The organism is Paenibacillus sp. FSL P2-0121, assembly GCF_037975345.1.
GTDB lineage: Bacteria > Bacillota > Bacilli > Paenibacillales > Paenibacillaceae > Paenibacillus_AQ > Paenibacillus_AQ odorifer.
This window is the reverse complement of sequence record NZ_CP150245.1, coordinates 53,807-68,727: the sequence shown is the minus strand read 5'-3', so window position 1 is coordinate 68,727 and position 14,921 is coordinate 53,807. Positions and strand designations below refer to the sequence as shown.

Genomic DNA, 14,921 nt, shown 5'->3' with positions numbered 1-14,921 from the left:
GAGAGATTTCAAACGGTCGATATTAAGTGGGGGAATTTCGATCAAATAGGGGGGGGTAGTGAATAGTGGAACTGCGAGAAATGTTTGGGCTTTCGATCGCTGTTGTCCTCAGATTCCTTGATTAGAACCGCCTCACGCGGTTGGAATCCGAGGACAAAGGCGAACGCTCCGCTTCTACAGCTCCAAACTTTCTCTCCGTTCCATACCTTCACTAGTAAACAGTTTAGATCTACAGATTCCGCCCCAAGTCAACCGACCATTGAAACGAGAATAGTAGAGGCCGGCGAGTTACACATCACGGACTCGCCTCGACTGCCTCCATTAGCACGACGCCTTACGCGTGCTACAAACTCACAAGCAACACGACGCTTCGCGCGTGCCCCCAAGCAGCACGATATCTTGCACGTGCCTTAAACTATACAAGCAATACGACGCTTCGCGCGTACCCAACATTAAAACCTACTAAACCTAAAATAACTAACTTACCGTACGCGGACGCTCCATACGGCCGATGCCCGGCATATGCAGGCTGGACCATTCCGGATGGAAATGATCAAGACGGCTGACGACAATAGTCATGTCATCAAGGATCTCATTGCCCTGATAACGGATCACTTTCTCCAACAGGCTGTCCGCTAAATCCTGAGGATCATCACCCTCAAGCTCTTGGATCATCCGTTTCATCCATATCTCCTTATTAACGGCATATCCAGGCGCATCATAAATACCATCGGTCATCATAATTAAAATATCGCCGGGGCGAAGCTGCATACTGATTAAATCCACATCAATATCTTTAATGATTCCTATCGGCAGATTGCTAGAGGTTATTGGAATGACCTCACTCCCCCTCCGGATGAAGCTTGGTGCTGAAGCAATCTTCATAAACGTTGTCTGCGCAGAATATTGATCGATTAAAGCCATGTCCACAGTAGCATAGAATTCATCAGGGGAGCGTAATAAAAGAATTGAGTTGACCGACTTTACAGCCAGCTTCTCATCCATTCCGGATTGCAGCAGCTTTTCTAACATGCCGAGTGCGGCACTGCTCTCCATCCTTGCCCGCTCACCATTCCCCATACCATCACTAATGGATACTGCAAAAGTGCCATTTCCAAGCTCTACGGTGCTGAAGCTATCGCCAGACAGCATATCTCCACCTTTTGAAACAACTGCCACACCCGTGTTTACCTCAAAGGCTTTGGCTGAACCAAAGGTAACCATCGAGAGTCCTTCCCGGGGATGAACCGCCGTCTCACTCATGACAGCAATATTCTCATCCAGAATGTCGGAGAGGAGTGGGGCAATCATTTTACGGCATTCATCAAAACCGCGATTATAAGCGTGCACTACTTCTATTTCTACGCGTCCTGGGTCCAGACTTAAAATTTCAATGCCATGAATAGACAGTCCTAATTTCTCAAGAGCCTCGCGGATTTGCGCTTCCTGCCGATACATGGCCTGTCCTTCACGCTTAATTTCCTTGGCCAAGTCTTCCATAACCTGTGACACGCCTGACAACTGCTCGGCAACAAATTGGCGACTATCGTATATTTGTCTTTTCCACCGCATATCATGTTGGTAGAGATCATATTGTCCCTTCATGACCTCAAGCACTTCTCCGGTTTTGCCACAAATACGGCTCCATTCCGGTGGCAGCTGAGCAGCCGTAATATCAGGGCATTCCTCAACAGTTGTCATCATATCTGTCATGTATCTATATGTCTGATAGAATTTTGCATCCCAGCAGTGGGTACGGCGAATGCATCCAGCACAGGCGCCTTCTGTGACCGTATTCATAAAATCTTCCATTTCACGATCCGATTTGCCCACTTCTCCGGCACGTGGAATCTGACCAAAGCTACTGGAGAGCTGTTGGAATACCTGTGAGAATTGAGTGACCCGTTCTGCAGTCAGATCCCTGACCCTGCGGGCATATTCATGTTGAGATCGGCTATGATCTGACGTGCCCGGTACATATTTTGCAATCGCCGATATCATCGCCTTAGGCGTTATTAGAAACAGCACTATTGCTGCGCAGGTCTCCCATGTTGAGGCCATCATATCACCCGGACCCGTAAAATAGACGGAAAGGATCGTTGATCCTAGCAACATGCCAATAGATACCGCACCCTTTCGCCCACCCTGCATCATTCCCGCTAGCATTCCGGAAAAAGCAAGCAGACTCATCTGATAGATAGCACTGATATCGGCCAGGCTGAGGATCAACCCCGTCACCACCCCAACAGCTGCACCGAGGGGAGCGCCCCCCGCCATGGCAAAGAGCAGAATTAAATAACGAGACAATATATGCTCTAATGACCAACCATTAAGGGTCCAGCCCACAAGGCCTGTCATTACGGAGGCTAACAGAATAATAAGGCATAAAACCTCCTCGTTCCTCAGCGATCTGCTCTTTTGTTTGTAAGTTAGTAGAGGAAGTGCCTGAATGAACACAAGGGTAAGAACAAACCCAAGTAAAGCATCCAGAGTTGTCATCATAAAGGGGTACCAGGAAAGAGACGGTCCGAGAACAATCTTGAACAGGCCAACCATAAACGAGGATACGAATACCATAAGGGGTGCATAAGACAAATCTATTCGTTCGAAACTTTCAAGCCCTCTATAAACAAGAAAAAATATAATTAGTTCAGCCGTAGTAACCAAGGCACCCGGAAACGGAGTGAAGAGACTTCCAGCTATAATAGCACCTGCTACAGGTAACATAGAGTCTCGACGCATAAACACAATGACGGCAAAATATGCGACAGCAAAAGGGGACAGCTCGTCCAGAATCATAGCTCTACCTAGCAGAAACCCCATAAAGCTTAACAGAAGCATCCACTTCTTCGCTGTAATAAGCTGAATATATCGCTGCTTCTGACCCCAAGCTATAATACGCGTGCCTAAGGCTTGTCTCTGCTTCTTATCTTCGCTTCCCACTCTTGTCCACTCTGGCAAATTCACCACATTGCTTTTACTCATTTCCCTACACCACCCGTTTAAGAATTTATGGTTCTCATTATATAGCGGGTCATTTGAGAAAGTTTGTCAGAAATGGAGGGACAGTCATAAGAAATTTCCGACAAAAAAGCCTTTGTTCATTATTCCTAAAAAAATAGATCGATCCCTTGCGGCGCAGTAGGTTGCTTCTCCTTAAGCTTGTTTCCAGTGCAGTTTTAGGCGCAAGCCTGGCGGTCATTCGCCAGCGATTGCCCTAGAGTTATGTGAGAATGACATGGATGCTGTCGGCAAGTTTATATGACACGACAAAAAAACCGCAAGGGCGAAATGCCCTTGCGGTTATTTATGATGTACAGGTATTGGATTATACGCGTTTGGCTCCACGGCCTCCGCGCTTTCCTTCTGTGTTCTTCTTAATCGAAGATATCCGTTCTTCGCTGTCTTTCAGGAATCGCGACATTTTATCCTCGAATGAAGGTTTACCGGCTGCAGGCTTAAATGGACGCCCACCCCGTTCACGATTGAATCCACCGCCGCCTCCACCACTGCCGCCACCGCCGCCGAAACGGTCTCCGCCGCTAGGACGTTCTGGTCTTGGAGCTCTAGGCGGACGTACTTCCGATGCTGGCTTGTCAACAGCCTGCTTAATGGAAAGTCCGATCTTGCCGTCCTTATCGACGTTGATCACCTTGACGGTTACTACATCACTAATCTTCAGATGATCGTTAACATCCTTGACGTAATTATCGGCGATTTCCGAGATGTGAACGAGACCTGTGACACCTCCTGACAGATCCACAAATGCTCCGAAATGCGTGATGCCTGTCACTTTGCCTTCTAACTTGGTGCCCACTTCAATTGCCATAGAATAAAATGATCCTCCCTTAAAAATATACAGACGAATATTAAGGTCATCCTGTCTGCGGTGATTTGATTATACAGTAAAGAGCAAAGCAAGGCAACAGAGTAAAAGCCTCTTTTAGCCAGTATTATTGCTCTGATTGCTCTGTTCGAATAGGAGTTTCCCCTTGAGGATAGATATTGTACCATTTACGCGCTAATTGGCCAATATACTCATCATCATTAAGTCTGGACACTTCATATTTCAGTTGATTCAAAGATGCTGTGACACTCTCACTAGTCTTTTGTTTCTTGGCGAGTTGCTCGCCCTTGTCCGTAATTGCCGCACTTTGATTGAAGTAAGTATAACCCGCCCAGCCAAAAAATACTGCCACAAAGAGAATCCACATGACTCTTCTTCTCTTCGCGCCTGCGGCCGAATTTTTGCTGGGATTACTTTTCTCTTCCGCAGTGAATCTGTTCATGCAGCGTACCCCCTAATTCAAAGGTCAGCGTTTCCGCCATTTGGTAATCCATCCAGTAATCTTCACGATCCAGGCGCTATGCTTAAGCCGAGATAACCATGGAGAAATCCACCTTACTGGTAATACCCAAATTGGCTTCGTTAGACGCAGCAGAAGCTTAAGGATGAATAATAGAATACGACCTAGCAGCACTAGCAACCCTATAATAAGGCGCCAAAGCCAGCGAAGAGGTTTACCTATTAGAATCTCCACAAGTCTCCATAGCAATCTGCACATATACTGAACCGATTGAATTAACATTAACACAAAACGCCGCACCGTAACACTGAAGATCAAAAAATAGATCCATATTCCTAGAAATAAACCTAAAAAGACATAAAATCGCAATTGCCCCTGATTTCCGGCATAGAGCATTCTAAAAACAAACAAAGCAGCACAAAGCCAATACAGCAGGTCAAGCATGGCATTCAGCCATTTGGGAAAATTGAACTTGAGCGACAGCACCCGGTAGCTGTCATAGGCCAGTCCCATTGTCACCCCGGCCAATATCATGTAGAACAGCGTCAGCCACTGAACTGCAGGATTCATTTAAATAGCTTACCGAGTAGACCTTTATTTTTGCCCTGCGATCCGGGATCTAGATAAATCAGGGAATGTACATTGCCCTCCAAGGACAACAGTCCATTCTCCAGACTTAAATTTTTGATATGTAAATGATTCCCGCGAATGGTGAGATGGCCGAGTTCTGTACGAAGCAAAAATTCCTCGCTATCAAAGCTCTCCACATTTTGCACGCCCGTCAACTCTAGCTGTTTACGACTGCGCATGTGCAGATCATGCTGTTTATTTACCTTTCCTGGCTCGATCATAGCATGTACCCCTCCTTCTTACCTCTAATCTATGGCAGTAGAAGAAGTTATAGAACATTCCAATCCACTAAAATAAGAGAGATAAAAAAAGAAAAAAGAAGGCACAACTCTACAATATGTAAAGTTGTGCCTTCTTTTTTACTATTAACTATGTTACTCCTACCAGTCCAAGCCGGTGCTTTTGGCAACAGGCTCTTCCCGAAGTAGAGTATACATACCAGCGGCTTCGTCCTTGCGTGTCGTTTCGACTAGCTTTTCGACTTTGACCGTTACAAGCTTTTGTCCAAATTGCACAGTAATCTCGTCACCGATCTTAACTGCACTACTTGGCTTAGATTCCCGCCCGTTAATCAGCACCCGGCCTTGTTCGGACACATCCTTGGCCACTGTACGGCGCTTGATTAATCGGGACACTTTCAGGAATTTGTCAAGACGCATTAGTTAACGGCTTCTTTAAGCTTGTTACCAGCTTTAAATGCCGGTACAGTTGATTCTGGAATTTCAATCGTTGTGCCCGTTTGCGGGTTGCGACCAGTACGTCCTGCACGTTTACGAGTTTCGAATGTACCGAAACCGATCAGTTGAACTTTATCGCCTTTTGCCAAAGCTTCTGTGATCTCACCCAAGAATCCGTTCAATACTGCTTCTACATCTTTTTTTGCCAATCCGTTTTTCTCGGAAATGTTGTTTACCAAATCTGTCTTGTTCATAATTTAAAGTTCCTCCTAGGATACGAAAAAATAAATGAAACGAGATTCACCGCCATATTATGGGGCAAGTCGTCATTTCGTCTTTATGATATTCTTGATGTCATCTTAAAATCCTGCCACGAATCGTCGTTTTTTAAAAAAAGAAACAGTTATTTCTCAGAAATCGTCGCAGAATCTATTCTATAGCACTATTAAACTACTCGCCATAATCTAAATCAGAGATGAATGCTACTTTCACAGCATTGCCTCATCTTAAGGTCCGTATACCGTACATAGTCTGAGAAAATTACTATACTTTTCGTTCCTCAGTCTTTGCCTCCTGCCACAACTCTTCCATCTCTTCCAAGCTACTATCTTCTACACTCATACCCTTGGCTCGCAGACTTTGCTCGATATACTGAAACCGACGCACAAATTTGCGGTTGGTCCGGGTTAAAGCTTCTTCCGGATCTGCGCCAATAAATCGGGCAACATTGGTAACAGCAAATAACAGGTCGCCCAGCTCCAGAATTTGATCCTCGGCGGCTGCATCAGTATCGATGGCTTCTTGCAGCTCTTCTATTTCTTCACGAACCTTAGCTAAGCAATCCGTAGCGTTGTCCCAATCAAAGCCCACCTTGGATGCTTTTTTCTGAAGCTTGTACGCCTTCATAAGAGCGGGCAAATCACGCGGAACCCCACTGAGGGCGGATAATTCCTCTGGCTTCACGCCTTTACGCCGCTTCTCCTCTGCCTTCATGCCCTCCCAATTGATCAGAGCTTCTTCAGCGTCATTCGCATTCTTGTCACCAAATACATGGGGATGGCGGAAGATAAGCTTATCATTCAGTCCTTCTATGACGTCAAATACGTTAAACGTGCCCAGCTCCTCTTCCATTTGGGAGTGCAGCATGATCTGCAGCAAAAGGTCGCCCAGCTCCTCTTTCATATGGTCTGGGTCATCCTCATCAATCGTCTCCAGCACTTCGTAGGTTTCTTCGATTAGATTTTTACGCAAAGATTCATGAGTCTGCTCCCGATCCCACGGACAACCGTCCGGACTACGCAAAATATCGACAATCTCATGCAAGCGAGCGAAAGTACGATTTCTTAGCTTCTCCTCACGATTCGCAGGTACATAGACCAGAGACAAATTACCATAACCCTCAAGCCGATCCAATTCGTATAGAGGAACAGTCACAATGTTTTCTTCGTTCTCCACGCCAAGGGCATGACCCACCACCACTTCATATTCGGGCGGATACAGCTCCATCAGACATAACTTTGTCTCCGAAGCTGTAAAGCTGTCATAAACCTGGCCAATCAGAGTATGCAATTCAGGTTGAAGCTGAGCGCTGCGAATGCCTGAAGCATCTAATAACTGGAAGCCTTCAATAGGGTCGAACCCCAGTCGCACAAACGCCTCGTCCAGAAAACTCTCCCCGCCTAATATTTGCAGTTCTATTCCTTCTTCCGGGCAACGCTGACGCAGCTGTGAAACAGCTGACTCTGCAACCATGGGATGCCCCGGAACCGCATAGACAATATCTGTACCCTCTGCGGCGGAGCGAGCCTCTTCAATCAATTTTGAAGTAATTGCAGCATAGACCTCAGGAAACGAAGCTAATGTTTCATACAGTCCATCAAAGGATTGCGTGGCGATTTCAAGCTCGTTGAGAGCAGCCATAACTGGATGCTCTTGGGTACGAACGTAGACAACGGATGCTGCCTTCAGTTTTTTTATAATTCCTAGTGTCAGCCGATCGGGATTACCTGACCCGAGACCAACAACTGTTAATGTTGCACTCATATCTGTTCCTCCTTTTAAGCGGGTTAATTATGGAAATAAACGCAGCTTTTTGAACTTGTCCGCCAGAGACGGGCCGATGCCCGGAAGCTGGCGAAGCTCGCTTTCGCTGAGCAGCCGCAGCACCACCGCGCCTACGGCAAAGACAACGCAGCCTGCGAGTACCCCGAGCAGGCTCTGCGCCAAGCTGGCGGTGCGTCCGCCGCCGATGCCAGCGGCCGTAGCCGCGGCGCCAGTGCCCCAGCTGGCAGCTGCGGCGGCAAGAGCCAGGCCCGCTGTGAGCAGCGCGGGCCGTGCCAGGGCATCTGCGAGGCGAAGCCGCAGATGGCCCTGGCGGTACAGCAGCAGCACGTTAAGCGCTGCTGCGAACGAATGCGCGGCCACGCCAGCGATGGCCGCGCCGGTAATGCCCTGCTGCGGAACCAGCAGCAGGTTCAGGGCCGCCTTGAGCAGCGCGGCGGCCAAAAGGTGCAGGGCCGGGGCGCGCACGTAGCCGAGGCCCTGGAGGAGCGCAGCAGAGATGATGCTGACTGTACCGCCAACAGCGGTAAAAGCCAGCCAAGTCATTGTGCTGCTGCCAGCGGTATCGCCGTAAAGAGCCATATTAATCGGCTCAGCAAGCACTGCAAGGCCGGCTGAGGCCGCTAGACCTAACAGCCAGAACCAACGCAGCGACAAGCTGCAGCGGGTCTCAATCAGCTTCATATCTCCCTTGTACTTCGCTTCCGCCAAAGCTGGAATGAACACAACAGACAGTGAGGTGGCAATCATCGTTATAATCTGCACAAGTGGCAAACCCCGATTGTACACACCAAACTGGGCCATCGCAGCTACTTCACTTCCGTCAGACGACAGCAGTCGAGGCACAGTGAATACATCTACAAGACCGATAAGAGGCATAGCCAGTGCACCTAGCATTACGGGAATTCCATAAGCCAGCAGTGTACCTGCTTTAATGCCCATAAACCCTTGTTTGGAACCTAGCCCATGTCCTGCATCCAGCGCTCTTACACGCTGACTTTCGACAGCAGCAGCTACTTCAGCAGCAGTTTCCTGTTTTACCCTCCGGCGGTGACGTCTCAAGTACAGCAGCATAATTACAAGCCCTGCGGCTCCCCCTCCGGCAGAACCAAGCAGCGCGCCAGCAGCGATGCTCTCGGCTCCTGCTCCCTGCGAAGTGAGATATAACAGAAGAATAATCATCACTGTAACCCGTACAGACTGCTCTACAATCTGTGACACGGCTGTAGGAACCATATTATGCAGCCCCTGAAAGTACCCGCGTATGGCCGACATGACAGGGACAACAGCCAGACCCCAGGCGCTTGTCCGCAAGGCAGGCATTACATGTGAGTTACCTACCCATTCGGCAATGATGGGTGCACCTGCATAGGTGATGGCGCCGATAATCAAGCCGCTGATGCCTGTAATTAGCGCGGATAATAGTAGAATCCGGCGGCCTTCTTCATCGCGTCTCCCAGCCGAAGCTTCGGCGACAAATTTGGAGATCGCCGCAGGCAGACCTAGCATAGCTACCGTTAACAGCATTGTATACAAGGGATACACTGTGTTGTATATACCAAATACAGCATCTCCGCCTAGATTTTGCAGCGGAATTTTTTGAAGTGTGCCAATAAGCTTTGAGATAATGGCCGCGGCACTAAGGATAAATGCGCCTTGCAGCAATCGTGATGTTTGTGTATTAGATTTCATATAATACCTGCTTCTACAACTTTGATGGGATGAATTTCTATATTATAACGTATGTATGCCCACAAGTAGAAACGGTTTTGTGTAAACGACAAAACCCCGTTTGCCCTTTGTATATCTTACCAAAAGGAAAGCGGGGTCTAAATTAAGATTACTGCTCCATTTGTTTGCCCAGGAAAGCGGCAGCCGTTTCGGCCATTTTTATTTCCATTTGCGCCATCTTCGCCGAATCATCCTTGCTCACCATCACTACACAACCAATAGGATCTCCACCGGAAATGATCGGTGAGGCTACATATGAGGACACCAAATCCGGATGATCTTTAGCAATTTCATAACTGCCTTCATTGGTTTCTAACACAGTCTTACGGCTGTCCATGACTTTCTCCAGCAGCACTCCTACCTGTTTCTCCAAATAATCTTTTTTGGAGCCGCCTGCAAGGGCAATGAAGGTGTCACGATCAGCAATCATCGTAATGTGTCCAGTACCTTCGAACAATGACTCCGCGTACTCTTTTGCAAAGTCACCCAACTCACCAATCGGAGAATATTTCTTGAGAATGACTTCACCGTCCCGATCGACGAATATTTCCAGTGGGTCTCCTTCTCTAATACGAAGAGTACGTCTAATTTCTTTGGGAATAACCACGCGTCCGAGGTCATCAATACGGCGAACAATTCCAGTAGCTTTCATTTCACATGTGCCCCGCTTTCTTAAGAAGTATGGTCTTACTACTGTCCATTATGGGAAAGGATAATCCCAGTGATTTATCGTAATATCTGACCATAGTATTCATCTCTTCCCAGATCCTTATACATAAGCTGACATGTATTAATATCTGCATCAAGATAAAGGTAGTTCTACAACCGTTTCTGCGAAATAAAAAGCCATCTTCACTTTAAGTGAAGATGGCTTTTCTAAGGTAAGCTTGTCCATATTTACCGATGTTTATTCAGCGGCATCTGTAGCACTTGGAGAAGCACTTGGGGATGCGCTTGGAGCTGTAGTGGCTTCTGTTCCACTATTTGTTCCGGTTTCATCTGCGGCAGCAGAGCTTTTTGGCAGATTGATGTTCTCAATAATGGCTTCCAGATCCTTTTCCATGAACGTTTCTAGGTTCTTGGATACAATTGAGCTCTTAATGCCTTCTTTTTGCTCATCCGTTAACTGGTCAAAAGTCTTGTCTGTACGGGACTCCACCTTGATGATGTGGTAACCGTAAGAAGTTTCTACAGGATCACTGATGGTATTTAGAGGCAAGGTCTGAGCAGCCTTCTTAAACTCCTCCACATAAGTGCCTACAGCTTTATCTTTATATTCTCCGCCTGCCTCTTTAGAGCCAGTATCGTCAGAATATTCCTTAGCGATGGCTGCGAAATCAGCACCGCCATCCAGCTTCGCCTTAACTTCTTTCGCTATTTTAAGCGCTTCTTCGCTGGTACGCTCTTTGTTGTCTGCATCTGTCAGACCAATTAGCACATGACGCAGTGTGGCAACCGTAAAGTCGCCTTTAGTCGCTTCGAATTCTTTGACAACTTCATCATCAGTCACTTTAAGCAGCATATCCTGATAAACTGTCAGCACACGCTCCATATAAGTACGAATATCTTTCTCTGTAACATCAGCATCTTTCAATGTCTTCTTATAGGTATCGCCCAACTGTTCCTTAATGCTTGCGATTTGAGTATCGGCTTCTTTCTCCGCTTGCTTTTTCGCTTCATCCGTTGCTTGGGAAGCCAAATATTCAAAGCCCACTTCTTGCTTCAGAATGGACTCCTTAAACGCATCGATCTCTAAATATTGCGCTTGTTGTGGAGAGAGAAATTTCATGATTTTCTGATCCATTGCAAATTCCTTTTGTGTAATCGTTCCACCTTTATAAGTGGCCACAGCTTGATTATCATCCGCACTATTTCCACATGCTGCTAGCATAGAAAAGGAAACTGCCGCTGCCAATGAAACGAGCAGCACTTTCCATGATTTTGTTTTATTTAACGACATTGTGTAGTTCTCCCTTCGATTTAAAAGACTGTTTAGCTTCCTTAAGAAACTGTTCAAGCAAGTCAAGCAGCTGTTTATCACTTAAATCTTTCGATTTGACCCGGATACTGGCTTTCGCATCCCTATCAAATTGTACACGTCTTTCGAAGCTATTTCCAACTTTGGCGAGTTTCGCTGTGTCTAAAGCGCCGAGACTTCCCTCATAGAAATTCAAGGTAACATCATCTCCGCGTCTAATCATGGAATCAATGCCATACATTTTTCCATACACTTTCAAACGAGCGACCGATAGTAGATTCACCACGGCTTCAGGTAACTCACCGAACCGATCCAAGAGCTCATCTTCAAGCTCGGAAGCATCATCGAAGGAGGTTACTGCCGCCACTTTTTTATAAATTTCAATTTTTTGGATACTGTCGTAAATATACTCTGACGGCAGATACGCGTCAATCGACAAATCAATGACTGTATTGCCCTCTTTCAGGGATGTATCTTCCTCCCCAAGCACAGTAACCTTACGCTTACGAATTTCCTCCGCCAGCATTTGTGAGTACAGATCAAACCCCACGGATGCGATAAAGCCATGCTGCTCTGCACCCAGCAAGTTACCTGCACCGCGAATAGACAGATCTCGCATCGCTATTTTGAAACCAGAGCCCAGCTCCGTAAATTCCTTAATAGACTGCAGACGTTTCTCTGCAACCTCTGTCAGCACCTTGTCCCGTTGATACGTGAAATAAGCGTAAGCGATCCGATTGGACCGGCCTACACGTCCACGCAGCTGATAGAGCTGAGACAAGCCCATTTTATCCGCATCATGCACAATAAGTGTATTAACGTTCGGAATATCTACGCCCGTCTCAATAATACTTGTGCTGACGAGCACATCGTATTCTCCGTCAAGGAAATCGAGAATGGTCTTCTCCAGCTCAGATTCCGACATTTGACCATGTCCGATGCCAACTCTAGCCTCAGGAACAAGCATAGAGATTTGAGCAGCCATTTCTTGAATGCCCTGCACACGATTATAGAGATAATAGACTTGACCACCACGAGCTAATTCCCGCTCTACAGCTTCCCGCGTAAGGGTCTGGCTATGCTCCACTACATACGTCTGTACAGGGAATCTGTTCTCTGGCGGGGTCTCAATGACAGACAAATCCCGCACTCCGAGCATCGACATATGTAGCGTACGAGGAATTGGAGTTGCAGTCAGCGTAAGAACGTCTACATTCGTTTTCAGTTTTTTCAGCTTTTCTTTATGAGTCACGCCGAAACGCTGTTCTTCATCCACAATTAATAACCCCAGATCCTTGAATACAAGGTCCTGAGATAACAGACGATGTGTACCGATAACTACGTCGACAGTTCCTGCCCTAACGCCTTTAATCGTCTCGTTCTGCTCTTTACGGCTGCGGAAACGACTTAAGACCTGAATATTGAGCGGGTAATTAGCGAAACGTTCCCGGAAGGTCTCATAATGCTGCTGAGCCAAAATCGTTGTCGGGACTAGCACCGCCACCTGTTTACCTTCAATCGCTGATTTAAAAGCCGCCCGAATAGCCACTTCAGTCTTACCATACCCAACATCACCGCAAAGCAATCGGTCCATTGGCCGGTTTTGTTCCATATCCTTCTTAATCTCTTCGATAGCCCGAAGCTGATCTCGGGTCTCCTCGTAAGGGAACATTTCTTCAAATTCATGCTGTTCCTGTGTATCCTTTTCAAAACCATATCCTGCGGCACTTTGGCGCTCAGCATATAGCTTTATCAAATCATCAGCAATATTCTGAACGGAGGAACGAACCTTATTGGTCACTCGTGTCCATTCATTGCCGCCTAGTTTATATACTTTCGGCTCTTTATCTTCGGAACCGACATATTTCTGAATCAGGTCAATCTGCTCAATCGGAACTGAGAGCTTATCGCCGCCAGCATATAAAATATGCATGTAATCACGGTGAATACCGCTGACCTCAAGCGTGCCGATTCCCATATATTTTCCGATACCATGGTTCTGATGGACGACATAATCACCGATTTTCAGCTCTGTGTAACTCTTGATCCGTTCTGCATTATCTATTCCTTTGGAGATCTTCCGTGCCTTCCGCTGCTTCTGAGAGAACATTTCTCCCTCAGTTATAACAGCTAGATGAATAGAGGGCAGCTCAAAACCAGAACCCAGATTTCCTTGTACAATCATCGGCTCGTTAATGCCGTAATCATAAAGAACTCTGCGCACTCGTTCAATCCGTTCCTCACTGCTCGCAAGCATCATTACCTTAACACCGGACTTCTGCCAACGCTCCATTTCCGATTTCAGCACATTCATCTGGCCATGGAAATCCTGCATTCCACGACTGATAAATCCAAGAATGTTCTGAGGCTGAATATGCGGAACCTGACGTAAAAAGATTGACATAAACAGGCTTTGGAACGGGCGCTGATACATAACAACATCCGTATCGACAGAGAGATCTAGATCCGGCAATGATTTGCCGTTTTGCAGCAAATGCAGGTTCCATTCCGATTCATCCCGTTCAAGCTGTCTCGCCGTTTCGAGCAGTCTTGTCGGCTCATCTAGAATAAGAATGGTATCCTGGGCCATGTAATCAAATAAATGAGAGCGTTCAGGATATAAAAGACTGATATATTTATAGATCTCCGGGAAATAAGTACCTTCCCGCAGCATTTCCAGCTCACGGCCAATTTCTTCCCGCAGCCTGAGCTTCGCCTGGCGATCCGCCATCTTCTCCAACTGTCGCTCCATCATAGCTGAGGCTTCAGCAGAAGCAGATTCCTGGCGCAATCTACTAGCTATAATCTCTTTAGCCGGTGTAATCTTCACACTACGTACCTTATCAATAGAACGCTGATCCACTGGATCAAAAGTTCTTATGGAATCAACCTCATCGTCAAATAACTCAACCCGATAAGCCAAAGGAGATGTCATTGGATAAAAATCAATTATTCCACCCCGTACGCTCAGTTCACCACGATTTTCAACCCGCTCTACTCTTTCATAGCCCATTTCAATCATGGACATCAAAAATTCATCCAGAGCAAGCGTTCCATCTTGGGAAACGGTGACTTGTGCCTCTGCCATAACCTCTGGGGCTGGCAGCAATCTACGCACTCCTGAGTAAGGAACTACAACAATACCACGGAAGCCCTGAGCGCATTTGGTCAGCACATCTATACGCTGAGCCAGTGTCTCTGGGCTTGATACAGCCGCTTCTGCAGCCACTAGTTCATTGGCGGGATAGAGCAGAACCCGGTCAGGAGAAAGCGCTTCCTGCAAATCATCGGCCATCTTCTGGGCCGAAAACATATTATGAGTCACTACAAGTAAGGGACGAGTTGTCTCTTCATGTAATGCTGCAAGCATAATCTGTCTAGCAGAACCTGTAAGCCCCGATATGAGCTGCTCTTTCATACCTGCAGCAACACCATGGGTGATAGACTGGAAATCGGGATCCTTGGAAAAAGCTTCTATAAGACCTTGTAACAACAGGCGCACCTCTCTTACTAAACAGGCTAACGGTGGCATAGCCA

Annotated in this window: 12 protein-coding genes; all 12 read right to left on the bottom strand. The window is 46.9% G+C overall.

Features of this window, described 5'->3' with window-relative positions; translation table 11 throughout:
* Positions 1-477: 477 nt before the first annotated feature.
* The 12 genes from spoIIE to mfd all read right to left on the bottom strand — a co-directional run bounded on the left by spoIIE (position 478) and on the right by mfd (position 14,877).
* Positions 478-2,985 carry a stage II sporulation protein E gene (gene spoIIE / locus MKY54_RS00315; RefSeq protein WP_076130076.1) on the bottom strand — a complete coding sequence of 836 codons (2,508 nt, stop codon included), beginning with the start codon at positions 2,983-2,985 and terminating at the stop codon, positions 478-480.
* Between the two features lie 343 nt (positions 2,986-3,328).
* Positions 3,329-3,829, bottom strand: coding sequence for a S1 domain-containing RNA-binding protein (locus MKY54_RS00310; RefSeq protein ID WP_036678766.1), 501 nt, complete (start codon positions 3,827-3,829; stop codon positions 3,329-3,331).
* A gap of 124 nt (positions 3,830-3,953) precedes the next feature.
* Positions 3,954-4,289: a septum formation initiator family protein gene (locus MKY54_RS00305; RefSeq protein ID WP_076130075.1), complete on the bottom strand. Its 336-nt coding sequence runs from the start codon at positions 4,287-4,289 to the stop codon at positions 3,954-3,956.
* A 24-nt stretch (positions 4,290-4,313) separates the two neighbouring features.
* On the bottom strand, positions 4,314-4,877 hold the full coding sequence (yabQ, locus tag MKY54_RS00300) for a spore cortex biosynthesis protein YabQ (RefSeq protein ID WP_076186815.1): 564 nt from the start codon (positions 4,875-4,877) through the stop codon (positions 4,314-4,316).
* A complete protein-coding gene (yabP, locus tag MKY54_RS00295; protein ID WP_036678773.1) occupies positions 4,874-5,158 on the bottom strand; it encodes a sporulation protein YabP in 285 nt (94 codons plus the stop codon). The genes yabQ and yabP overlap by 4 nt, the downstream gene beginning before the upstream one ends.
* A 159-nt stretch (positions 5,159-5,317) precedes the next feature.
* Complete coding sequence (locus MKY54_RS00290) at positions 5,318-5,596, bottom strand: RNA-binding S4 domain-containing protein (protein ID WP_076130073.1); 279 nt, start codon at positions 5,594-5,596, stop codon at positions 5,318-5,320.
* Positions 5,596-5,868: an HU family DNA-binding protein gene (locus MKY54_RS00285; RefSeq protein WP_036678778.1), complete on the bottom strand. Its 273-nt coding sequence runs from the start codon at positions 5,866-5,868 to the stop codon at positions 5,596-5,598. The genes MKY54_RS00290 and MKY54_RS00285 overlap by 1 nt, the downstream gene beginning before the upstream one ends.
* A 289-nt stretch (positions 5,869-6,157) precedes the next feature.
* A complete protein-coding gene (mazG, locus tag MKY54_RS00280) occupies positions 6,158-7,657 on the bottom strand; it encodes a nucleoside triphosphate pyrophosphohydrolase (protein WP_076282730.1) in 1,500 nt (499 codons plus the stop codon).
* 27 nt (positions 7,658-7,684) lie between these two features.
* Positions 7,685-9,367 (bottom strand): polysaccharide biosynthesis protein, encoded by a 1,683-nt coding sequence (locus MKY54_RS00275; protein WP_076282729.1) that lies wholly within the window; start codon positions 9,365-9,367, stop codon positions 7,685-7,687.
* Positions 9,368-9,515: 148 nt separating this feature from the next.
* Entirely contained in the window at positions 9,516-10,058 is a 543-nt protein-coding gene (spoVT, locus tag MKY54_RS00270) for a stage V sporulation protein T (protein ID WP_036678783.1), read from the bottom strand.
* Between the two features lie 255 nt (positions 10,059-10,313).
* Complete coding sequence (locus MKY54_RS00265; RefSeq protein ID WP_076282728.1) at positions 10,314-11,366, bottom strand: peptidylprolyl isomerase; 1,053 nt, start codon at positions 11,364-11,366, stop codon at positions 10,314-10,316.
* Complete coding sequence (gene mfd / locus MKY54_RS00260; RefSeq protein WP_038568019.1) at positions 11,353-14,877, bottom strand: transcription-repair coupling factor; 3,525 nt, start codon at positions 14,875-14,877, stop codon at positions 11,353-11,355. The genes MKY54_RS00265 and mfd overlap by 14 nt, the downstream gene beginning before the upstream one ends.
* Between the last annotated feature and the right edge of the window lie 44 nt (positions 14,878-14,921).